The sequence below is a fragment of the Breoghania sp. genome (assembly GCF_030066895.1).
Classification (GTDB): domain Bacteria; phylum Pseudomonadota; class Alphaproteobacteria; order Rhizobiales; family Stappiaceae; genus Breoghania.
In genome coordinates this window covers 70289-92669 of record NZ_JASJAV010000003.1, presented here as the reverse complement: position 1 = coordinate 92669, position 22381 = coordinate 70289, and the positions used below count along the sequence as shown (strand labels likewise).

General features: G+C 62.0%; 13 protein-coding genes and 3 pseudogenes. 7 read left to right on the top strand and 9 right to left on the bottom strand.

Features of this window, described 5'->3' with window-relative positions; translation table 11 throughout:
• Nucleotides 1-152 precede the first annotated feature (152 nt).
• The 3 genes and pseudogenes from QNJ43_RS05645 to QNJ43_RS05635 all read left to right on the top strand — a co-directional run bounded on the left by QNJ43_RS05645 (nt 153) and on the right by QNJ43_RS05635 (nt 3215).
• A complete protein-coding gene (locus QNJ43_RS05645; protein ID WP_346432866.1) occupies nt 153-557 on the top strand; it encodes a DUF2244 domain-containing protein in 405 nt (134 codons plus the stop codon).
• A 144-nt stretch (nt 558-701) separates the two neighbouring features.
• A pseudogene (locus tag QNJ43_RS05640) lies at nt 702-2174 on the top strand (ATP-binding protein).
• 174 nt (nt 2175-2348) lie between these two features.
• Nucleotides 2349-3215 (top strand): bifunctional helix-turn-helix domain-containing protein/methylated-DNA--[protein]-cysteine S-methyltransferase, encoded by an 867-nt coding sequence (locus QNJ43_RS05635; RefSeq protein ID WP_300468545.1) that lies wholly within the window; start codon nt 2349-2351, stop codon nt 3213-3215.
• A 21-nt stretch (nt 3216-3236) separates the two neighbouring features.
• Here QNJ43_RS05635 and QNJ43_RS05630 read toward each other — a convergent pair whose 3' ends face one another.
• The 6 genes and pseudogenes from QNJ43_RS05630 to QNJ43_RS05605 all read right to left on the bottom strand — a co-directional run bounded on the left by QNJ43_RS05630 (nt 3237) and on the right by QNJ43_RS05605 (nt 11047).
• On the bottom strand, nt 3237-4556 hold the full coding sequence (locus QNJ43_RS05630; RefSeq protein WP_300468138.1) for a folylpolyglutamate synthase/dihydrofolate synthase family protein: 1320 nt from the start codon (nt 4554-4556) through the stop codon (nt 3237-3239).
• Between the two features lie 44 nt (nt 4557-4600).
• Entirely contained in the window at nt 4601-5539 is a 939-nt protein-coding gene (accD, locus tag QNJ43_RS05625) for an acetyl-CoA carboxylase, carboxyltransferase subunit beta (protein ID WP_300468136.1), read from the bottom strand.
• Between the two features lie 49 nt (nt 5540-5588).
• Nucleotides 5589-6440 carry a tryptophan synthase subunit alpha gene (gene trpA / locus QNJ43_RS05620; protein ID WP_300468133.1) on the bottom strand — a complete coding sequence of 284 codons (852 nt, stop codon included), beginning with the start codon at nt 6438-6440 and terminating at the stop codon, nt 5589-5591.
• A gap of 480 nt (nt 6441-6920) precedes the next feature.
• Nucleotides 6921-8135 carry a tryptophan synthase subunit beta gene (gene trpB / locus QNJ43_RS05615; protein ID WP_300468131.1) on the bottom strand — a complete coding sequence of 405 codons (1215 nt, stop codon included), beginning with the start codon at nt 8133-8135 and terminating at the stop codon, nt 6921-6923.
• Entirely contained in the window at nt 8132-8797 is a 666-nt protein-coding gene (locus QNJ43_RS05610) for a phosphoribosylanthranilate isomerase (protein WP_300468543.1), read from the bottom strand. The genes trpB and QNJ43_RS05610 overlap by 4 nt, the downstream gene beginning before the upstream one ends.
• Before the next feature lie 98 nt (nt 8798-8895).
• A pseudogene (locus tag QNJ43_RS05605) lies at nt 8896-11047 on the bottom strand (NADP-dependent malic enzyme).
• Between the two features lie 137 nt (nt 11048-11184).
• Here QNJ43_RS05605 and mutS point away from each other — a divergent pair.
• The 4 genes from mutS to trpS all read left to right on the top strand — a co-directional run bounded on the left by mutS (nt 11185) and on the right by trpS (nt 19649).
• The gene (mutS, locus tag QNJ43_RS05600) at nt 11185-13902 is read left to right on the top strand and encodes a DNA mismatch repair protein MutS (RefSeq protein WP_300468541.1); all 2718 of its coding nucleotides are present in this window, start codon (nt 11185-11187) and stop codon (nt 13900-13902) included.
• Between the two features lie 188 nt (nt 13903-14090).
• Nucleotides 14091-16910 carry a [protein-PII] uridylyltransferase gene (locus QNJ43_RS05595; RefSeq protein ID WP_300468129.1) on the top strand — a complete coding sequence of 940 codons (2820 nt, stop codon included), beginning with the start codon at nt 14091-14093 and terminating at the stop codon, nt 16908-16910.
• Nucleotides 16907-18493: a murein biosynthesis integral membrane protein MurJ gene (gene murJ / locus QNJ43_RS05590; RefSeq protein ID WP_300468127.1), complete on the top strand. Its 1587-nt coding sequence runs from the start codon at nt 16907-16909 to the stop codon at nt 18491-18493. Before QNJ43_RS05595 ends, murJ begins: the two co-directional genes overlap by 4 nt.
• A 106-nt stretch (nt 18494-18599) precedes the next feature.
• Nucleotides 18600-19649, top strand: coding sequence for a tryptophan--tRNA ligase (gene trpS / locus QNJ43_RS05585; protein WP_300468125.1), 1050 nt, complete (start codon nt 18600-18602; stop codon nt 19647-19649).
• Nucleotides 19650-19762: 113 nt separating this feature from the next.
• Here trpS and cysK read toward each other — a convergent pair.
• The 3 genes and pseudogenes from cysK to rsmI all read right to left on the bottom strand — a co-directional run bounded on the left by cysK (nt 19763) and on the right by rsmI (nt 22269).
• Nucleotides 19763-20724, bottom strand: a pseudogene (cysK, locus tag QNJ43_RS05580) (cysteine synthase A).
• Nucleotides 20725-20960: 236 nt separating this feature from the next.
• Entirely contained in the window at nt 20961-21329 is a 369-nt protein-coding gene (locus QNJ43_RS05575; RefSeq protein WP_300468123.1) for a YraN family protein, read from the bottom strand.
• Nucleotides 21322-22269, bottom strand: a complete 948-nt coding sequence (gene rsmI / locus QNJ43_RS05570; RefSeq protein WP_300468121.1) for a 16S rRNA (cytidine(1402)-2'-O)-methyltransferase — start codon at nt 22267-22269, stop codon at nt 21322-21324. Before rsmI ends, QNJ43_RS05575 begins: the two co-directional genes overlap by 8 nt.
• Between the last annotated feature and the right edge of the window lie 112 nt (nt 22270-22381).

The following is a 22381-nucleotide window of genomic DNA, read 5'->3' as shown; positions in this document are numbered from 1 at the left end:
CTTCTATACTGAAGCCCTATGACAGACGCCAATACGAAAACGCAACCGACGGTGGACGGACCGCGGGTCGGGCAGGAAGCTGCGGCCGAACCGTTCTTTTCCGCTGTCCTGACCCCTACCGTTCGCTCGGTCCGCAGGGGTTTTTCGTGTTGATGCTGGTTTTGTGCGGCGTGTCGTTCACCGCCGGGCTCTTCTGCATCGCGATCGGGGCCTGGCCGATCTTTGGCTTCTTCGGCCTCGACGTGGCGCTCGTCTGGTTCGCCTTCCGGAGCAATTACCGCGATGCTCGCGCGTTCGAGGAAGTGCACGTCTCTTGCGACGAGGTCATCTTGCGCAAGTTCTCTGCGCGTGGAGAAGAGCAGGTCATCCGCTTCAATCCGGTCTGGGTTCGCATTGACGTGGAACGGATAGAAGACGAGGGCGTCACCCGGCTTCGCCTTCGCTCGCACGGATGCGATGTGCCGGTCGGCGATTCCTTGAACCCCGGTGACCGCGAGGATTTTTCCCACGCTCTGGCCGCCGCCCGTTCCGGTGGACCCGCATCAAGTCCTGCATAGAGCGAACATGTGGAAATCGTGCCATTTAGCTGTGGAGGAAGAGGGCTCTTCCCACCGCACCTGAGCGGGTTTGTGTTATTCCGAGCGGGCAGGAATGCGGCGATATGCGCGTCGCATCCTCCCATACCAGTTTCAGGAGCAGGAATGCAGGTCGGCATCGACATCGGTACGACGTCTAAGGGGACGCCGGCCATGTTCGATCTGGAGGAACTGCTGCCGACCCGTCTTCTCGTCCAGGGCAATTCCTGATTCAGGCAAATCCCACCTTTTGCGCCGGATTCTGGAGCAGAATGCGCAATGAGTACAGCAGGCGGTGATCGATCCGGAAGGCGATTTCGTTACGCTGGCCGACAAGTTCGGCCACGTGGTGGTGGAGGTTCAAGGGGCGAGCGAGGCCGATCTCACCCGAATCACCGGTCGCGTCCGCCAGCACCGCGTTTCCGTCGTCCTCAATCTGGAGGGACCGGACGCAGATATCCAGATGAAGGCCGCTACCGCCTTCATGAACGGGCTTTTCGATGCCGAGCGCGACCTCTGGTATCCCATGCTCGTTGTTGTCGACGAGGCTCAGCTTTTCGCCCCTCCTCCGGCGGTGAGGTTTCCGACGAAGCGCGCCGTGTCTCATTGGGCGCGATGACGAACCTGATGTGTCGCGGCCGAAAGCGCGGTCTTGCCGGCACCATCGCCATGCAGCGTCTGGCGAAACTCGCCAAGAACGTGGCCGCCGAAACTGCCAACTTTCTGATGGACCGGACCTTCCTCGATATCGACATGGCGCGCGCGGCCGATCTCCTCGGCATGGAGCGTCTTCAGGCCGAAGATTTCCGCAATTTGGAGCATGGACATTTCATTGCGCTTGGTTCCGCCATCACCGTGAAGATCGACCCGGTAGAGACCGCGGCGCGAAGCGGCGGCTTCAAGCTCATGCCGCTGCCTGAAAAGCCGCCGGAAGACGCCCGCGATCTGATTTTCACGCGCGGTGCCGACGAGTCGGAAGAGTATCACCGTCCCGTCGCCCTGCGCCAACGCTTGCCCCCGATCTGCTTACCCAACTCGCCGAAGCGCGCGTCAGTGCCAACGAGCAGGTGGAAGCGGCAAGTCCTCCTATGGACAAGCATGAACGCGAAGTCGGGATCGACGCCATATTGCAGGAAATCCTGAAGGATCCGGAGGTGGCTTTCCGCTCCGTGTCGGTGCTCTACCAGGATTTTCAGGTGCGCATGCGGATTGCCCGCCTGAGCGCGGCGATGGATCTGCCCAGCTTTCGCCAGCGACTTGCCGTGGCGCGTGCGGGTGTCGGGCTTAAAGAAGGCGCAACACCCGATTGGGAACACGCCATCGAGCTGTCGCACAGTCTGCCCGATGACATGCAGGGCGTCTTTCTGGTTCTGGCGAAGGCCACCATGGTGGGCGGTCGATGCCGAGATCGCGCGGATTTACGGAACGCGCTCCACCGGGCGTGCCCGCCGTCTGATCACCTATATGGAAGAGCGCGATATCATCGTCGTTAGCACCGATTTCTCCGGCAATCGCCAGATCGCGATCCCGGAATTCGGCTGGCGCACGGCCTCGGGCGATCCGAACGCGACGGCTGAAACGGCAAGTGATCACGTTTGATCCGGCACTGCCGATTGTCGCCAGATGACGCGTGCCGCCGCAAGAAACGGGTGGTTCGTCGCACTTTGGCCCCCTACCTCCTATCCTGAAATGAGGTCCGGGTATTTTCCGGACCCGCCCATTCCAGGGAGAAGTCCCATGACCGTTGCGTTTGCCAAACCCCAAGCGGCCGAAATGAAGCCGTTGTGCGATACTATAGGCGGCGACTATGCAACCGTGCGCGCGACGCTCGAATTCATCACCGAGCATTGGCGCAATCAGCCCTCTCTCGGTGAAATCGCGGACAGGATCGGTCTGTCGCCGATGCATCTGCAGCGTGTTTTTCGCCGATGGGCCGGGCTCACGCCAAAGCAGTTCCTGCAAACGATCACGCTCGATCATGCGCGCGAAATGCTGAAAGGATCAGCTTCTGTGCTGGATACGACCTATAAGGTCGGGCTCTCCGGTCCAGCGCGCCTGCACGATCTTTTCGTGGTGCATGAGGCGATGACGCCCGGCGCCTACCGGGCTAAAGGACGTGGGCTGACGATCCGCTGGGGTTTTCACTCCTCGCCGTTTGGTCAGGCTTTGGTGATGGTGACCGAACACGGTCTCGCAGGCCTTGCCTTCGCCGATCCTGGCGACGAGGCGGCCGCACTTGAGGATATGTGCAAGCGGTGGCCCAATGCCGATTATGTGGAGGATCGCGCGGCGAGCGAGCCTTATCGGGCCCGCATCTTCGATCCGGCACAATGGTCGAGCGAAACGCCGCTACGCGTCGTGCTGATCGGCACGGATTTTGAGGTTCGGGTCTGGGAAACGCTTCTGGCGATCCCCTTCGCCGGAGCAACGACCTATTCGGATATTGCGGCTCACATCGGCAAATCGTCTGCCGCTCGCGCGGTCGGCTCGGCCGTCGGCCGGAACCCGATTTCCTTTGTCGTGCCCTGCCATCGCGTGCTCGGCAAGAACGGCACGCTCTGCGGCTATCACTGGGGCCTGACCCGCAAGCAGGCCATTCTCGGTTGGGAAGCGGGCGTGAACAGCACCGCCACGTCGTGAAAGCCGCGCAACATCGACGGCTTATTCCGGAGGCGTTCCGTTGAGGGCCAGCACGTCGCCGGCGAGATAGAGCGAGCCGCATAGAAGGATCCGCGGCGGGATATCACCGGCCGCCAGTTCCGAGACCCGGTCGAGTGCGGACAGAAGATCTGCTTTCGGCTCGGCAATCAGCCACGCCTGTGCCGCCAGATCCGCCAGATCTTTCGGCGTGCGTCCAGCCTGAGAGGCATGGATGGGGACGGTGACCACGTAGTGCGCCAACCCTTCGAAGGACCGGAAGAACCCGACCGGATCCTTGGTCGTCAGCATGCCCGCAACGAGATAGAGCGGGCGATCGACCTTGTCTCTGAGTTCGGCCATGGCGGCGGAAACGACCGCACCTGCGCCCGGATTATGCCCGCCGTCGAGCCAGACTTCGCTGTCGGCGGGGACATGATCCATGATCAGTCCTTCGCGCAGCCGCTGCATGCGCGCGGGCCAGGAAACGTTGAGAAGCCCGGCTTCCGTCGCCTCGGTTCCCGGCCAGACACCGGCCGCACGCAAGGTCGCGATCGCCGTTCCCGCGTTGGTGTACTGATGATGGCCGACAAGGCGCGGCTTGGGCAGATCGAGAAGCCCGTCCTCATCCTGGTAGACGAGACGGCCGTGTTCCTCATGCGCGACCCAGTCCTGCCCGCCGATCTTGAGCGGCGTGCCGACGCGAGCCGCACAGCGCTCGATTTCGGCACGCACGACATCGTCCTGCGGAGAGATCACGCCGGGAACACCCTTTTTCAGGATTCCCGCCTTCTCGTGTGCAATCTCTTCGATCCGGTTGCCGAGAAAACGTTCGTGGTCGAGCGAAACGGACGTGATCACGGAGGCGAGCGGCGCCTCGATGACATTCGTCGCATCCAGCCGTCCGCCGAGGCCGACCTCCATCAGCAGCACGTTGGCCGGATGGGTCGAAAAGAGGTGCATCGCCACCGCGGTGGCGATTTCGAAGAAGGTGATCGGTTCGCCCGCATTGATCTGCTCGACGGTGCGCAGCGCCTCGCAAAGGACGTTGTCCTCGATGATCTTGCCTCCGCCTTCCTGTCCGAGCCGGATGCGTTCGTGAAAGCGCACCAGATGGGGCGAGGTATAGACGTGAACCGTCTTGCCCGATGCCTCCAGTATGGCGCGCATGAAGGCGGTGGTTGACCCCTTGCCGTTCGTGCCCGCCACATGGATGACGGGCGGCAACCGGCGTTCGAGGTTGCCCATTGCATCGAGAAGCCGCTGCATGCGGCCGAGCGAAAGGTCGATCTCCTTAGGGTGAAGACCGAGCAGGCGCTCAAGGATAGGCGTACTGTGATCCATCGGCGGATCTTCGCAATATCTCTTTGAAATCTGGAAAGGGACGATTAGGCTTCAGCGCCTACCGTCTTCTCGGCGGGCTCTTCCCTGTCCGTCTCGACTGTTTCCGGCTTTTCGACGACTGGTTCGGCGATCACCGGCTCGCTCATCAGCAGCGAGCAGATCCGTGCAATTGTCTCCGGCATGTCGTGGCGATGAACCACCATGTCCACCATACCGTGCTCAAGCAGATATTCGGAGCGCTGGAAGCCTTCCGGCAGCTTCTCGCGAATGATCTGTTCAATGACGCGCGGGCCCGCAAAGCCGATCAGGGCGCCCGGCTCGGCAATGTGGATGTCGCCGAGCATGGCGTAGGACGCGGTCACGCCGCCGGTGGTCGGATTGGTCAGCACCACGATGTAGGGAAGTCCGGCTTCCTTCAGGAGGCGGATGGCCGCGGTGGTGCGCGGCATCTGCATCAGCGACAGAATGCCTTCCTGCATGCGGGCGCCGCCGGACGCGGCGAACAGCACGAACGGCGTCCCGTTCTTGCGCGCATGATCGAGCCCGGCGATGATCGCTTCGCCCGCTGCCATGCCGAGAGACCCGCCGATAAAGGCGAAATCCTGAACCACTGCGGTGATCTTCAGTCCCTTCACCGCGCCGGTTGCCACGATTACGGCATCTTCCATGCCGGTCTTGGCTTTGGCGTCCTTCAGGCGGTCGGTATAGCGCCGCTCGTCGCGGAACTTCAGCGGATCGACCACGACTTCCGGGGTTTCAAGCGTCTCGAAGGCGCCGTCGTCAAAGAAAAAGTCCAGCCGCTGGTGCGAACCGATGCGCATGTGACACCCGGAACTGGGCACCACCCATTGATTCTGTTCCAGATCGCGATGGAATACCATCTCGCCCGTCTCGGGGCACTTGATCCAGAGGTTTTCCGGGGTATCCCGCTTTTGCAGGAAGCTCTGGATTTTCGGTCGGACGACGTTGTTGATCCAGTTCACGGGTCGAATTCCGGTATCTGTTTAAACGGATGGTTCGCCTCAAAAGCGCCTATTCGGCAGCTTGGGACCGCGCGGCATGCACGCCGCGCGCAAGATCGGCAACCAGTTCTTTGACGGCCGAAACCGTCGTTTCTGTGGCACGGTTCTGCGCATCCAAGCTCTCGCGCACCGCATTCACGATCGCCGAACCGACCACCACGCCGGCGGCGTTGCGACCGATTTCGCTGGCCTGGGCGGCGGATTTGACGCCGAAGCCGACAGCGACGGGAAGTTTCGTGTGGCCCTTGATGCGGGTGACCGCCTCTGCCACCCGGTGTGCGTCGGGTGTCGCCGTCCCGGTGATGCCGGTGATGGACACGTAGTAGACGAAACCGGAGGTGTTGGCGAGTACGGCGGGAAGTCGCGCATCATCCGTGGTCGGGGTCGCGAGGCGGATGAAGTTGATCCCGGCCTTGATGGCGGGGATGCAGAGTTCGCTGTCTTCTTCCGGCGACAGGTCGACGACGATTAGTCCGTCGACACCGGCTTCGCGCGCATCCTTCAGGAAGGTGTCGTTACCGTAGGCATAGATGGGATTGTAGTAACCCATCAGCATGATGGGCGTGTCCGCATCCGTTTCGCGGAAGGCGTGGACCATGGAGAGCGTCTTCTTCATGGTCTGGCCGGCGGCTAGGGCGCGCTGCGTGGCGAGCTGGATCATTGGGCCTTCGGCCATGGGATCCGAGAAGGGCATGCCGAGTTCGATGACATCGGCGCCCGCACCCGGCAGGGCCTTGAGGATTTCCAGCGACGTTTCGAGGTCGGGATCACCCGCGGTGATGAATGTAACCAGGGTCGGTCGATTTTCCTTGGCGCAGGCCGCAAAGCGACTGTCGATCCGGGTCCCGTCCGTCGGGCTCATAGGCAAAGTCCCATCATCCGTTCTTCGTGCGGGGCGTTATGCCCGACACCGCGATCAGACAGAGGATGTAGGAGGGGTGGCGACCTTCTGTCAATGCGCAGCGTCGCCCGGACGGGTCAGAGATCGCCAAAACCGGCCTTGAAAGCGATCCGGGGAAGATCACCGCGAGTCATGCCGCGGCATGCAAGTTCGCTGTCCGACATCATGGACAGATCGTGATATGCGGTGCTGGCGCGCCCGGCACGTTGGATATAGTCAAAGACCCACAGGACGGATCCCAGGAAAGAACGCGAAGCCATTTCTAATTTCTCCTTAAATTCCGGAGTTTTCTGGCTTCAATATGGCTTCAAATGACATATGCAACAATCGGGATTGTGGCATGGGTGTCGTGTGCGAACCGCATGGCTCGCCACATCTTTCGCGCAAGGTCATCCCGCGCGAAGGAAATCCGCTGTTCTGAAAGACAGGCTGAAACCGGTTCTAGAGGTTGTAGCCCAGGATCTTGCCGACCGTGAATATATCCTTGTCGCCGCGTCCGGAAATGCTCACGACGATGATCTGGTCCTTGTCCATGGTCGGGGCGACCTTCACCACCTGTGCCACGGCATGGGCCGATTCAAGCGCAGGGATGATGCCTTCCACGCGGGTGAGAAGCTGGAAGGCATCCAGCGCCTCGTCGTCCATGATCGGGACGTATTTCACGCGGCCAATGTCGTTGAGCCAGGAATGCTCGGGCCCGATGCCGGGATAGTCGAGACCTGCGGAGATCGAATGGCCTTCGTAGATCTGGCCGTCACCGTCCTGCAGCAGATACGTGCGGTTGCCGTGCAGAACGCCGGGCTTGCCTGCATTGAGCGACGCGCAGTGTTTGTCGCCGTCAAGCCCGAGACCGCCCGCTTCCACGCCGACGATCTGCACGTCCGGATCGTCGAGGAAGGGATGAAATAGGCCGATCGCATTGGAGCCGCCGCCCACGGGGGCTATCAGCATGTCCGGCAGCCGTCCTTCGGCCTGCATGATCTGTTCGCGCGTCTCGCGGCCGATCACCGCCTGGAAGTCGCGCACCATTTCCGGATAGGGGTGAGGTCCGGCGGCCGTGCCGATGAGATAGTAGGTGTCCTCGACATTGGTCACCCAGTCGCGCAGTGCCTCGTTCATGGCGTCCTTGAGCGTCCCGGCACCCGCGGTCACGGGGATGACTTCTGCGCCCAGCATCTTCATGCGAACTACGTTCGGAGCCTGCCGCTCCACATCGGTCGCGCCCATGTAGACGACACACGGAAAACTGAAGCGCGCACAGACGGTGGCAGCTGCTACACCGTGCTGACCGGCACCGGTTTCCGCGATGATGCGCGTCTTGCCTATGCGTTTGGCGAGCACGATCTGGCCAAGGCAATTGTTGATCTTGTGCGAACCGGTGTGGTTGAGCTCTTCGCGCTTCAGATAGATTTTCGCGCCGCCCAGTTCCCCCGTCAGCCGTTCGGCGAAATAGAGCGGGCTCGGCCGTCCGGTATAATGGGTGTTGAGGTTTTCAAGCTCCGCCGCGTAGGCCGGATCGGCCTTGGCCGCCTCGTAAGCCTTTTCCAGCTCGAGGATCAGCGGCATCAGCGTCTCGGCGACAAAGCGTCCGCCGAAAATGCCGAAATGACCGGTATCGTCCGGTCCGGAACGCAATGTGTTCGGCTTCTGGCTCACTTCGCCTGTCCTCGTTCTTTCTCGAATGTGCGCACGGTTTCGATGAATGTGCGGATCAGCACCGGGTCCTTGACGCCCCGCGCCGCTTCGACACCGGAAGAAACATCGACTGCGCCCGCGCCCGTGATCTCCAGGGCGTCAGCGACATTTCCGGCATCCAGTCCTCCGGAAAGCATGAAGGTCGTATCTAGGTCAAGGCTTTCCAATAGGTGCCAGTCAAAGCGTTTGCCCGAACCGCCGGGGACCGTAGCGCCCTTTGGAGGTTTGCTGTCGAAGAGGATCCGGTCTGCAATTCCGGCATAGCGCTCGATAGCATCTAGATCGCCGTGTTCCCGGATACCGAGCGCCTTCATGACGGGCGTTGCGAAGCGGTTGCGGATCTCGCGCATGCGTTCCGGCGTCTCCGATCCGTGAAGCTGCAGCCAGTCGGGGTTTATTTTGTCCGTAATTTCAGTCAGAAGCGCATCGTCGGCATCCGCCGTCAGCGCGACGATCTCGGCTTTTCCGCGCGCCATGTCCGCCAGTTCCCGCGCCGTATCAAAGAAAACGTGGCGCGGGCTTTTGGGAAAGAAGACGAGCCCCACCAGATCGGCGCCCGTATCAAGCGCCGTCTTCATGGTGTCGGCCGTCGAAAGACCGCAGATCTTGATGAGGGTCGGCATGATCGAACGTACTTTCACAGCGCCTCGAAAAGAAAAGCCGTCCCGAAGGACGGCTCTGTGAGAAAACGGGCGGTACGAGAGCCGGCCGCCCCCGTGTGTCAGGTCACGTTATACGCCGCCACAGCCGCCATGTTGATGATGTCGCTATCTTTCGAGGACATTGGCACGATCTGCACCGGCTTGTCGAGACCGACGAGCAGCGGGCCGATGATCGTCGAGCCGCCCAGCTCCTGCACCATCTTGGTGGAGATGGGGGCGGCGTGGAAGGTGGGCATGATCAGCACGTTGGCCAAGCCCGACAGACGGCAAAACGGATAGGCGGCCATGGCGTCTATGTTGAGCGCCACATCAGCGGCCATTTCGCCGTCATATTCGAAATCGATCCGGCGCTTGTCGAGGATCTGCAACGCTTCGCGAACCCGCTCCGCACGCTCCGATGCCGGATGGCCGAAGGTGGAGAAGGCGAGAATCGCAACGCAGGGCTCGTAGCCGAGCCGACGCGCAACGTGGGCTGCCTCTTCCGCGATATCGGCCAGCTCTTCCGAACTCGGCATGTCGTGAACGGCGGTGTCTGCCACAAGAACCGTGCGACCGCGCGACCATGATCGCGCCCCAGTAGTTGCGGTCGTTGTTGACCAGGCGCTGGCAATCACGCAGCAGATAGCCGCGTCGTTGCAGGCGGGCATAAAGGTATTCAGTGTAATCCTAGTTTTTGTTGGAAAGCCGGGCATTCTGGATCTCGATCCCGGCCCTGAGTTCGATGCCTTTCTCGTCGGCGACGGGGCTGACCTCGTCCTCCCGCCCGATCAGGATCGCCTCGCCGAGCCTCTGGGCGACGAAATTGGAGGCGGCACGCATCACCTGCGGCTCCTCGCCTTCGGCAAAGACCACCCGCTTGGGCGCAGACCGGACCTTGGTGAAGATGCGTTGCAGCGTGCCGGCAACGGGATCACGCAGCGCGTTGAGCGAGGCGGCATAGGCTTCCATGTCGACGATCGGCTTGCGCGCCACGCCGGAATCCATCGCCGCCTTGGCAACCGCCGGCGAGACGCAGGTGATCAGGCGCGGATCGAAGGGCACCGGAATGATGTATTTCGGGCCGAATTTCGGGCGGTTGCCCTTGTAGGCGGTTGCCATGTCGTCGGGCACGTCTTCGCGCGCCAGAGCCGCCAGCGCTTCCGCCGCCGCGATCTTCATCGGCTCGTTGATGGTCGTCGCCTGAACGTCGAGCGCGCCGCGGAAGATATAGGGAAAGTCCAGAACGTTGTTGACCTGGTTGGGATAGTCGGAGCGCCCCGTCGCCATGATGGCGTCCTTGCGTACGCTTGCGACTTCCTCCGGCGTGATTTCCGGATCCGGATTGGCCATCGCGAAGATGATCGGCTGGTCGGCCATGGAGGCGACCATTTCCGGCGTCGGCGCGCCCTTCACCGAAACGCCCATGAAGACGTCGGCGCCCTTGATCGCTTCAGCCAGCGAGCGGGCGTCGGTGTTGACGGCATGTGCCGACTTCCACTGGTTCATACTCTCTTCGCGGCCGGTGTAGATCGGGCCCTTGGTGTCGCACAGGATGACGTTGTCATGCGGCACGCCCATCGCCTTGATCAGTTCGATACAGGCGATCCCGGCCGCTCCCGCGCCGTTGCGCACCACCTTCATCGTCTTGATGTCGCGTCCGGTGATCAGCGCAGCATTGATGAGCCCGGTGGTTGCGATGATCGCGGTGCCGTGCTGGTCGTCGTGAAAGACGGGAATGTCCATCAGTTTGCGTAGACGGCTTTCGATGATGAAGCAGTCCGGCGCCTTGATGTCTTCCAGATTGATGCCGCCGAAGGTGGGGCCGAGATACCGCACGCTGTTAATGAATTCGTCCACGTCGGCCGTGTCGATCTCCAGATCGATCGAATCAACGTCGGCAAATCGCTTGAACAGCATCGACTGGCCTTCCATCACCGGCTTGGCGGCGAGCGGACCCAGATTGCCGAGCCCGAGAATGACCGAGCCGTTGGTCGCCAACGCGACGAGATTGCCGCGGGCGGTGTAGTCGAAGGCGCGCGAGGGATCTTCCTTAATGGCCAGTACTGGTACCGCGACGCCCGGCGAATAGGCCAACGACAGATCGCGCTGCGTCGCCATCGGCTTGGTGGGTACGATTTCCAGCTTGCTGGGCTTGCCCTGCTGATGAAACAGGAGCACTTCATGATCGGTGAAGGAAAGCCTGCTCTTGGCCGACTCGTCGCGTGATGCCATCATTCTCCCCGTGTTCTTTCCCTAACGTAGGTTACGTCAGGGCGGGCGTGCCATTATCCCCCGAAAACAAGTGTCACAAGGCAGAGCTGCCCGTGTGGGCCGTGAAACTGGACAATCAGTTTGATAACGTCGCCGCCATGACGAGTGTCAAGGCTGAGACCAAACCCGCTTCCTCCCGGCAGATCACGCCGATGATGGAGCAATATATTGAGATCAAGACCGCCAATCCCGATAACCTGCTGTTTTATCGGATGGGGGACTTTTACGAATTGTTCTTCGAGGATGCGGGGGTCGCTTCGCGCGCACTCGGCATCACGTTGACCAAGCGCGGCAAGCACCTGGGCGAAGACATTCCCATGTGCGGCGTGCCGATCCATGCCGCCGACGAATATCTGCAAAAGCTGATTGCGCTCGGCCACCGCGTTGCGGTGTGCGAGCAAACGGAGGACCCGGTCGAAGCCCGCAAACGTGGCTCCAAATCGGTGGTACGACGCGATGTGGTGCGCCTGGTCACGCCTGGAACGCTCACCGAGGACCGGCTGCTGGAGGCAGGCGCCAACAATTATCTGGCCGCCGTCTCCCGTCTGCGCACCGGCGAAGGATCCGGCACATTCGGCATCGCCTGGATCGATATCTCGACAGGCGTCTTCCGCGTGACGGAGGCCGACGGCATAAATCTGCCCGCCGAACTCGCCCGAATTGACGCCAGCGAAGTCGTCATTCCCGATGTGCTCGATGACGATCCGGATCTGAAAACCGTCTGGCGAAACCTGCGCGGAGCGGTGGTGCCCGTTGCCCGCGCACTCTTCGACGGCGCGACGGCCGCCGACAGGCTCGCTTCCTTCTACAAGGTCGCGACGCTTGACGGGTTCGGCACCTTCACGCGGGCAGAATTGTGTGCGGCGTCCGCCGTCGTCGCCTATGTGGAGAAGACCCAGCTCGACCAGCGTCCGCCGCTCGACACTCCCGTGCGTGACCATATCGGCCGCGCCATGCTGATCGATCCGGCAACGCGTGCCAATCTGGAACTGGTGCGTACGCTGTCGGGCGAAAAGACCGGATCGCTTCTCTCCGTCATTGATCGCACGGTGACCGGCGGCGGCTCGCGACTGCTTGCCGATCGTCTCGCCGCTCCGCTCACCGATCCGGACGAGATTGCGCGGCGCCACGATTCACTCGCCTATCTGCACGAGGACACGTTGCTGCGCGAGCGGCTACGTAGTGCGCTTCGCGCCGCGCCCGACATGCCGCGTGCCCTGTCGCGGATCGCGCTCGACCGCGCCGGTCCGCGTGATCTCGCCGCCGTCCGGCACGGGCTGGAAGCCGCGTTTGAGATCGCTGATCTCCTGAAGAATTGCCCGAGCAAGCCGCCCTCGGAACTGGCCTCCGCGCTCAATGCCCTGGCCGCGTCGCCGCGCGATCTGATGGAAACGCTTGCGGCCGCGCTTGATGACGAACTGCCCCTGCTCAAGCGCGACGGCGGGTTTGTGCGCAAAGGCTACATGGGCGAACTCGACGAATTGCGCCGGTTGCGCGACGAAAGCCGAGAGGTTATTGCCGGTCTTCAGGCCGACTATGCTGAGGCGACCAGTGTCCGCGTTCTCAAGATCAAGTACAACAACGTGCTGGGCTGGTTCATCGAGGTTCCCACCGCGCATGCGGAAAAGCTCACCAGTGATCCGGGCACCTTCATCCATCGCCAGACCATGGCCGGTGCGATGCGTTTCACCACCACTCAGCTGTCCGATCTGGAGACCAAGATCGCCAATGCGGGCGAGCGCTCGCTTGCTATCGAACTGGAGATCTTCGCAGATCTGGCCGCCTCCATCGTGGCCACGGGCGATGCGGTCAAGGCGGCGGCCGAGGCTTTGGCCATTCTCGATGTGACGGCTGCCCTTGCCGTGCTCGCGGAAGCGGAAGGCTATGCCCGCCCGACCGTCGATGACAGCCTCGCTTTCGATATCGAGGGCGGACGGCATCCGGTGGTCGAACAGGCGATTCGGCGCGATACGGGCGAGCCCTTCGTTGTCAATGACTGCGATCTCGGGCCCGAAGCAGGCAAAGGAAACGGCCGGATCTGGCTGGTGACCGGCCCGAACATGGCCGGTAAGTCCACATTCCTGCGCCAGAACGCGTTGATCGCGGTGCTTGCGCAGATGGGGTCCTATGTGCCTGCGGCCGCCTTTGCCCATATCGGTGTGGTCGACCGCCTTTTCTCGCGCGTCGGCGCGGCGGACGATCTGGCGCGCGGTCGCTCCACCTTCATGGTGGAGATGGTGGAAACCGCCGCCATCCTCAATCAGGCGGGCGAGCGTTCGCTGGTGATCCTCGACGAGATCGGGCGCGGCACGGCGACCTTCGACGGCCTGTCGATCGCCTGGGCGGCGATCGAGCATCTGCACGAGATCAACCGGGCGCGATCCCTGTTCGCTACCCACTATCACGAACTGACTGCACTTTCCCAACGCCTCGATCGGTTGGAAAACGCCACCGTCAAGGTCAAGGAATGGAAGGGCGATGTCGTCTTCCTACACGAGATCGTGCCTGGCGCGGCGGATCGTTCCTACGGCATTCAGGTGGCGAAGCTCGCCGGTTTGCCGGGATCTGTGGTGGAACGTGCCCGCGCGGTCCTGGCCCAGCTTGAGGAACAGGATCGGCGTGCCCCAGCAGAAGCCCTGATCGACGATCTGCCGCTTTTCGCTGCGCAGAATCCTCGCCCGCAGGTTGCCGCCTCTCTTCATGATGGCGCGCTGGCCGAACTCCTCGATACGTTTGACCCCGATGACATGACGCCGCGCCAGGCGCACGAGGCGCTTTACAAGCTGAAGGCGAAGCGGGCGGAAACCAAGCCGTGAGATCCGTACGGGCAGTACGGATTCCGGCTGACGGATCATTCACCCGATAATGCTATCTGAAGGGGATGTTTCCCGACGGGCCTGCTCTTTCGCTCCCATCAATGCGGCCAAAACCGAAAAGCCTCGCGTGCGTTGCTTTGACCCTTGATATAACGTGACGTGACTCGCTGTACCCAGATCCCTCCCCCATGACCAATAAGAGCGACATTTTCGCCGGACTGATCGACGCCGAGGATTTACGCGCGACCCTGGATGCGCTGACCACTGACAAGGACGGGGACGGTTCCGATCCCAAGATTCGTTCCAAGGTTTTGACGGTTCTCAAGAACGCCTATCAGGAAGGACGCGCGGAAGTGAAGCGGCGGCTGCGCGAGGATGGCGACGGGGTGAGATGCGCCGAGCGCCTGGCCTATATCCAGGACGAGCTCATCCGCGTGATCTACGATTTCGCGGTTTGGCACGTCTATCGGGTCACGAATGCGTCGTCGGCCAAACATATGTCGGTGGTGGCTGTTGGGGGATACGGCCGCGGCACGCTGGCGCCCGGATCCGATGTCGATCTCCTGTTCGTGCTACCCTACAAGCAGACGCCCTGGGACGAGCAGGTTGTCGAATACATTCTCTACATGCTCTGGGATCTCGGCCTGAAGGTCGGTCACGCCACGCGTTCGGTCAACGATTGCATCCGTCTCGCGTGTTCCGACATGACCATCCGCACCGCTATTCTCGAGGCGCGCTGTCTTTGGGGTGATGGGGCCCTCTTCGAAGAGCTGGAAAAGCGCTTCGATGAAGAGGTCGTGAAGAATACGGATACGGAATTCGTCGCGACCAAGCTTGCCGAACGCGATGATCGCCATCGCTGCCAGGGTGCCTCGCGCTATCTGGTGGAGCCCAACGTCAAGGAGGGTAAGGGCGGCTTGCGCGATCTCAACACCCTGTTCTGGATCGCCAAATACGCCTACCGCGTGCAATCCGGCAGCGAGATGGTGAAGGCGGGCGTCTTCTCCAAGCGCGAGTACAATCGCTTCGTTCAGTGCGAGGATTTCCTGTGGGCGGTGCGCTGCCACATGCATTTCCTCACCGGGCGGTCCGAGGAGCGTCTCTCCTTTGATATCCAGCGCGAAATCGCCCAGAGCCTCGGCTATACGGAACATCCCGGCCAGCGCGACGTCGAACGCTTCATGAAGCACTATTTCCTCGTCGCCAAGGATGTCGGCGATCTGACGCGGATCGTCTGCGCCAATCTGGAGGAAAAGCACGTCAAGCAGACGCCGGACCTGTCGCGTTTTCTGGGCGTCTTGCGCGGATCTCACCGGCGTCGGCTGCTGGACGGCTCGAAGGATTTCGTCGTCGAGCACGACCGGCTGAATGTTGCCAACGAGGACGTCTTCACCCGCGATCCGGTCAACCTGATCCGCATCTTCGCGCTGGCCGAGCGGCACGACCTGCTCTTTCACCCCGAAGCCATGCGCCTCGTGCGCCGCTCGCGGCGGCTGATCGGCAAGGATCTGCGCTCCAATCAGGAAGCCAACCGGCTCTTCCTCTGCATCCTCACCTCCCGCAACGATCCCGAAACGGTTTTGCGACGGATGAGCGAGGCAGGCGTTCTCTCCCGCTTCATTCCCGACTTCGGCAAGGTCGTGGCGATGATGCAGTTCAACATGTATCACCATTACACGGTGGACGAGCATCTGCTGCGCGCCATCGGCGTTCTCTCCGAACTGGAACGCGGCGAGCGCGGCAACGATCATCCGCTGGCGACCGGGCTGATCAAGGAAATCCAGAGCTGCCGCGTTCTCTACGTCGCGCTGTTCCTGCACGATATCGCCAAGGGGCGGCCGGAAGATCATTCCATCGTCGGTGCGCGCATTGCCAAGCGGCTGTGTCCGCGGCTCGGGCTGACGCCGGGCGAAACGGAAACAGTTTCCTGGCTCATCGAGTATCATCTCGTGATGAGCACCATCGCCCAGTCGCGCGATCTCAACGACCGCAAGACGATCTCCGATTTCGTCTCCGTGGTGCAGACGCCGGAACGGTTGAAACTCCTGCTGATCCTGACCGTCGCCGACATCAAGGCCGTGGGGCCGGGTGTCTTCACCGGCTGGAAGGGTCAGCTTCTGCGCACGCTTTATTACGAGACCGAAGCCGTACTCACCGGTGGGTCCTCGCATATCGGCGAAAGCCATGTCGCGGCGGCCCAGGCCGAACTTGCCAAGATTCTCGGCGGGTGGAGTGCGGAAGAGATCGAGGCCTACCGCCAGCGCCACTATCCTGCCTATTGGGTGCGCGTCGACCTGAAGGAGAAGTGCGCTCACGCGGCCATGATCCGCGAGGCCGATACCTCCGGCGATCGGCTGGCGACCAGCGTCGACACCCATGCCTTCGAGGGCGTCACCGAAATCACGGTTCTCGCCCCCGATCATCCCCGTTTGCTGTCGACTATTGCCGGGGCCTGCTCGGTTGCCGGTGCGAACATCGTCGATGCGCATATCTACACGATGACCGACGCGCTCGCGCTCGATTCCATTTTCGTCACGCGCGAATTGCCGGACGATGCGGACGAGACCCGGCGCGGCGAGCGGGTGACCAAGCTCATTCGCGATTGCCTGCGCGGCCAGCAGAAACTGCCCGACAGTGTCGTTCACAAGAGCGCATCCGCCGGGCGAAACCGCGCCAAGGCTTTCCGGCTCGAGACGGAGGTTCTCGTCAAGAACGCCGTTTCCGAGCAGCACACGGTGTTGGAAATGTCCGGTCTCGACCGGCCGGGCCTGCTCTATGATCTCACCCGCGAGATTTCCGCGCTCAATCTCAATATCGCCTCGGCTCACGTCGCGACCTTCGGTGAGCGCGCGGTCGACGTTTTCTATGTGACCGATCTGACGGGGCAGAAGATCTCCAACATCTCGCGGCAGGCCAATATCCGTCAGCGATTGACGGAGGCCTTCGACGGTGAGGGGCAGGCCCGCGCGGCCAAGCCCGGTCAACGCGCCGTGGTTGCTGCCAAATGAGCCTCTTGCGGAACTTCGCCACCGTCGGCGGGGCGACCGCCGCAAGCCGTGTTCTGGGTTTCGCTCGCGATGTGCTGATCGCCGGTTTCGTCGGCACCGGGCCGGTGGCTGATGCCTTCTTCGTCGCCTTCCGCCTGCCGAACCTGTTCCGCAGGCTTTTTGCCGAAGGCGCGTTCAATTCTGCCTTCGTGCCGCTCTTTGCCCGATCGCTGGAAGAGGATGGGCGCGACGGCGCGCGTCGGTTCGGCGAGGAAATCCTGGCCGCTCTGTTCTGGACGCTGGTGGTTCTGACGGCGCTTGCGGAAATCACCATGCCCGCGCTCGTTTGGGTGCTGGCACCGGGCTTTGCCGAGGATGCGAGCAAATTCGATCTGGCGGTGCTGCTGTCGCGGATCACCTTCCCCTATCTTCTGTGCATGTCGCTGCTCGCCCTGATCGGCGGCGTGCTGAACACCTTCAACCGCTATACGGCCTCCGCGCTGGCGCCCGTGCTCCTCAACATCGTGATGATCGCGGTGCTGACGGTGATCGCGGTTCTGGGGCTGGATGCGAGCGAAACATCCGTCATCGTGCTGGCCTGCGGCGTGGCCCTTGCTGGCGTCGTGCAGCTCCTGTCGCTGATCTACGCTTTGAAGCGTTTCGGCTTTTCGTTGAAGCTGCGCCGTCCGCACTACACCTTTGCCGTGCGGCGTCTTTGGAAGCTCGGGCTTCCCGGGGCGATTGCGGGCGGGATCACCCAGATCAACATCGCGGTCGGCACGATCATCGCCTCCACGCAGGCCGGCGCCGTCTCCTATCTTTACTATGCCGACCGCGTCTATCAGTTGCCGCTCGGCATCGTCGGCATTGCCATCGGCGTGGTGCTTCTGCCAGACCTTTCCCGTTTTCTGCGCTCCGGAAATACCCGAGGGGCGCTTGCCACCCAGAACCGCGCCCTGGAATTCGGTCTCTCGCTGACGCTTCCCGCCGCCGTCGCTCTTATCGTCATTCCCTATCCAATCGTCGAAGTGCTGTTCCAGCGCGGCGCTTTCGATGCAGTCGATGCGGCCGCGACTACCTCCGCCCTGGCCGCCTACGGGATCGGCCTGCCCGCCTTCGTGCTCATCAAGGTCTTTTCGTCAGCCTTCTTCGCGCGGGAAGATACGGCGACGCCGATGTGGTTCGCCGGGGTCGGCATGGTGGTCAATGTTGCCGGGGCGTTGCTGCTGGTGCCGGTCCTTGCCCATGTCGGCATCGCACTTGCGACGTCGATCGCCGGTTGGGCCAATGCGGGGCTTCTGATGGTCACGTTGTGGCGGCGCGGCTCGTTCGTACCTGATGCCTCGCTGAAAAAGCACTTCCCCCTTTTGGTCCTGGCGAGCGCTCTCATGGGTGTCCTGGTTTTCGCGGGTTACTATGTCTTCCTGGCGTCGATCTTCACTTCCGCCTCCCTGCTTCTGCGCGTCGGGGCGCTTGCCGTTCTCGTCGATATCGGAATGATGACTTTCGCGATCTTCATCCAGATGACCGGCGCGGTCGATCTTCTTGGCTATTTCCGCGCCGCCTTGAAGCGGCGCGGGGCCAAATCCGCCAAATCCGAATAATCGGCCAAGATTCTGTCGTCCTGCGCTCTTGCGCACGGGCTCTTCGTTGGCGATAACGCGCAAGCTCTCTCCACCGGAGCGGATTTTTACGAAGGGTTACCCATCGATGAGTGCGTTTGAAGCTCGCGTGTTTTCTGGCGTCCAACCGTCCGGAAATCTCCATCTCGGCAACTATCTCGGTGCGATCAAGCGGTTTGCGGGTCTGCAATCAACCCACAATTGCGTCTATTGCGTCGTCGACATGCACGCCATCACCGTCTGGCAGGATCCGGCCCATCTTCAGGCTGCGATCCGCGAAGTCGCGTCCGCCTATATTGCCGCCGGTATCGATCCCAAGGGTTCGATCATCTTCAACCAGAGCCAGGTCTCCGGTCACGCCGAGCTTGCCTGGGTATTCAACTGCATCGCACGCATGGGCTGGCTCAATCGCATGACCCAGTTCAAGGAGAAGGCGGGCAAGAACCGGGAAAACGCATCCGCCGGTCTGTTCGTCTATCCCAGCCTGATGGCCGCCGACATCCTTCTCTACAAGGCCACTCACGTGCCGGTGGGCGAGGATCAGAAGCAGCATCTGGAACTGACCCGCGATATCGCGGCCAAGTTCAACAACGACTATGCCGATCGCATCGCCGAGCTGGACCTTGGCGGGGAAGAGGGATACTTCCCGATGACCGAACCGGTCATCAGCGGTCCGGCAACGCGCGTGATGAGCCTGCGTGACGGCACCAAGAAGATGTCGAAGTCGGACCTGCCCGATCTCGCCCGCATCAATCTGACCGATGATGCCGATGCGATCGCCAAGAAGGTCCGCAAGGCCAAGACCGATACCGAGCCGCTTCCCGGTGAGGTCGACGGTCTGAAGGAGCGCCCGGATGCGGCGAACCTGGTTGGCATCTACGCCGCATTGGCCGAGACGACGACCGCGGACGTGCTGAAGGAGCACGCGGGTGCACAGTTCTTCGCGTTCAAGCCCGCGCTGACCGATCTGGCCGTCGCCAAGCTTGCCCCGATTGCCGACGAGATGCGTCGCTTGAACAATGATCCGGGATATATCGAGGGCGTTCTAGCTGATGGCGCCGAGCGTGCCGACGCAATCGCCCGCCCCGTGCTGCAGGGCGTGAAGGACATCGTCGGCTTACTGTCCTCGCGCAAGTAAGCGTCTGGCAGACAGTTCGATCCGAAAAAAACGCCCCGGCGGATCAACCGTCGGGGCGTTTTTCGTATTGCGTGCGTAAAGGGGATGGAGGGGGGCGAACTGCCCCGTGCGTCCTATTCGCCCAGACCCTCGAACAACGCCGTGGAGAGATAGCGCTCGGCAAACGAGGGGATAATGATGACGATGTTCTTACCCTTCATCTCCGGCCGCTTGCCGACCTTGACCGCCGCCGTCAGCGCCGCGCCGGAGGAAATGCCGACCGGCACGCCTTCAGTCTTGGCGACGAAGCGGGCCATTTCGAAGGCTTCGTCGTTGATGATCGAAACCACCTCGTCATAAATCTTCGTGTCGAGCACGCCCGGAATGAACCCGGCGCCAATGCCCTCGATCTTGTGCGGTCCCGACTGTCCGCCGGACAGGACCGGGTTGTCGGCCGGTTCAACCGCGATCACCCGTACCTCAGGGTTGCGTTCCTTCAGCAGCCGGCCGACGCTGGTAATCGTGCCGCCGGTGCCGACGCCGGAAACGAACGCATCGACCGTGCCGGCCGTGTCGTTCCAGATTTCCTCGGCCGTCGTCTTGGAATGGATATCCGGGTTAGCTGGGTTTTCGAACTGCTGCGGGATCACCGAGTTCGGGATCTCCTTCTTCAGCTCTTCGGTGTCGGCGCGCGCGGCCGCACCCTTCATGCCCTTCGCGCCTTCGGTTAGGTCAAGCTCTGTACCCAGCAGCGCCACCATCTTGCGGCGTTCGATCGACATGGTCTCCGGCATCACCAGGATCAGCCGGTAGCCGCGCGCCGCCGCCACGAAGGCGAGGCCTATACCCGTGTTGCTCGAGGTCGGCTCGATCAGCGTCGTTTCGCCCAGCTTGATCTTTCCTTCGGCTTCCATCGCGTCGATCATGTCGACGCCGATACGGTCCTTGACGCTTGCGATTGGGTTGAAGAACTCAAACTTGGCCAGCAGATTGGCTTCGACGCCCTTTCCTTGGCAAGGCGGTCGAGCCGCACGAGAGGCGTGTCGCCGACAGTCTCCGTGATCGAATTGTAGATACGTGCGCGTTTGTCGCTCATCGGTACTCTCCCTTCCTGAATTGTTCTCCCCACCCGCTCTCCCGCCGGGCTTGAGCGTAACTCTAGTGTGGCAGGGGCGTTCCGGCGAGTCCGTCCGTTCGACCGGGGTCATGTTGAAATAGGATAAAATCCCAATTAATGCGCTAAATTAGAAAAATTTTCTACGAAATTCATATAAGCTAACGTTGCGTCGAATTTTGTTTCGTGAAAGGGGATCGACAGGAGGGCCTTGACCCTCACCGAGGCGTCTTCCAAGCATTGGCGATATGGCGGGGAATTTGTCGCGGTGTCACCAGAACGGCATCGAAGCGCAGGGTGTGATTCATGTGGCGGGGATTGCGCGCCAGCCACAGATGTGCTGCCTCCACGATGCGCCGTTGCGTCTGTGGCGTGATCGCTTCCAGCGCCGCCTCGCGGCTTTCCCGCGCCTTGACCTCGACGAAGGCAACCGTCTTTCCGCGCCGGGCGATCAGATCGATCTCGCCGACGGGCGTCTTGTGGCGCCGTGCCAGGATCCGGTAGCCCTTGAGGCGCAGCCACAGGGCGGCGCGGCTCTCGGCGGAGAGGCCGTGTTGATAGGCCGCTCGCCGCGACCGCCTAGTCATCGTCGCCCTTGCGAAGGGCCAGCGCCTGCCGGTAGAGCGTCTTGCGGTCGCGTCCTGTCCGTTTGGCGACCTGCGCGGCCGCCGCGCTGACCGGCATTTCGGCAAGCGCCTCCTTCAGCATTTTCTCCACGTCCGCATCTTCCGCCTGCTGCGGCTCGGACGGCGCGAGCACGATGACGATCTCCCCCTTTGGCGGGTTTTCCTTGAAGAAATCGGCAAGCTCGCGCAAGGTGCCGCGCTTGAAGGTCTCGAAGCGCTTCGTCAGCTCCCGTGCCACGCAGGCCCGATGGTCGTCCCCGTGAACCTGGATCATGTCGGCAAGGGTCGCGGAGAGCCTGCGCGGTGATTCGTAGAAGACGGTCGTGGCCGAAACGGTGCACAATTCCTCCAGCCTCGTCTGACGCGCGGCCTTTTTCGTCGGCGGGAACCCTGCAAAGAGCACCGTGTTGCTCGGTAGCCCCGCTCCCACGAGTGTGCAAAGCAGTGCGGAGGCCCCCGGCACCGGGATCACCTTGTGACCGGCCTCCACCGCCGCGCCGACTAGCCGGTATCCGGGATCGGACAGGAGCGGCGTTCCGGCATCGGACACGATGGCCACCGCCTTGCCCTCCTCCAGCGCGGCCAATAGGTGCGGTCCGACCTTCGCGGCATTGTGTTCGTGATAGGCAACGAGCTGGGCGGAAAGTTCGTAGCGCTCCATCAGAACCCGTGTGACGCGCGTGTCCTCGCAGGCCACCAGCTCGCATCCGGCCAGGGTTTCCAACGCGCGAACGGTAATATCACCGAGATTTCCGATGGGCGTGGAAACGACGTGGAGGGCGGCCTCCGCTGCAGGCGCATCGAAGTTCGTTGCGCCGATGACGTATCGGCGTCGGGTATTTACGTCGCGCGGATGCGCGTCGGGCGTGCGCTCATTTACGCCTGAAGGCCCGCTTTCCATTCGTTAAGTCCCTGTCTTGCCAAAACGGGCAGCCTTGCCTGTCGGCGGTAAATGGGCCATGACGACATCGGCGAAGGGTTGCCGGCATCGTTTGAAGCTTCGGTGATCCTTG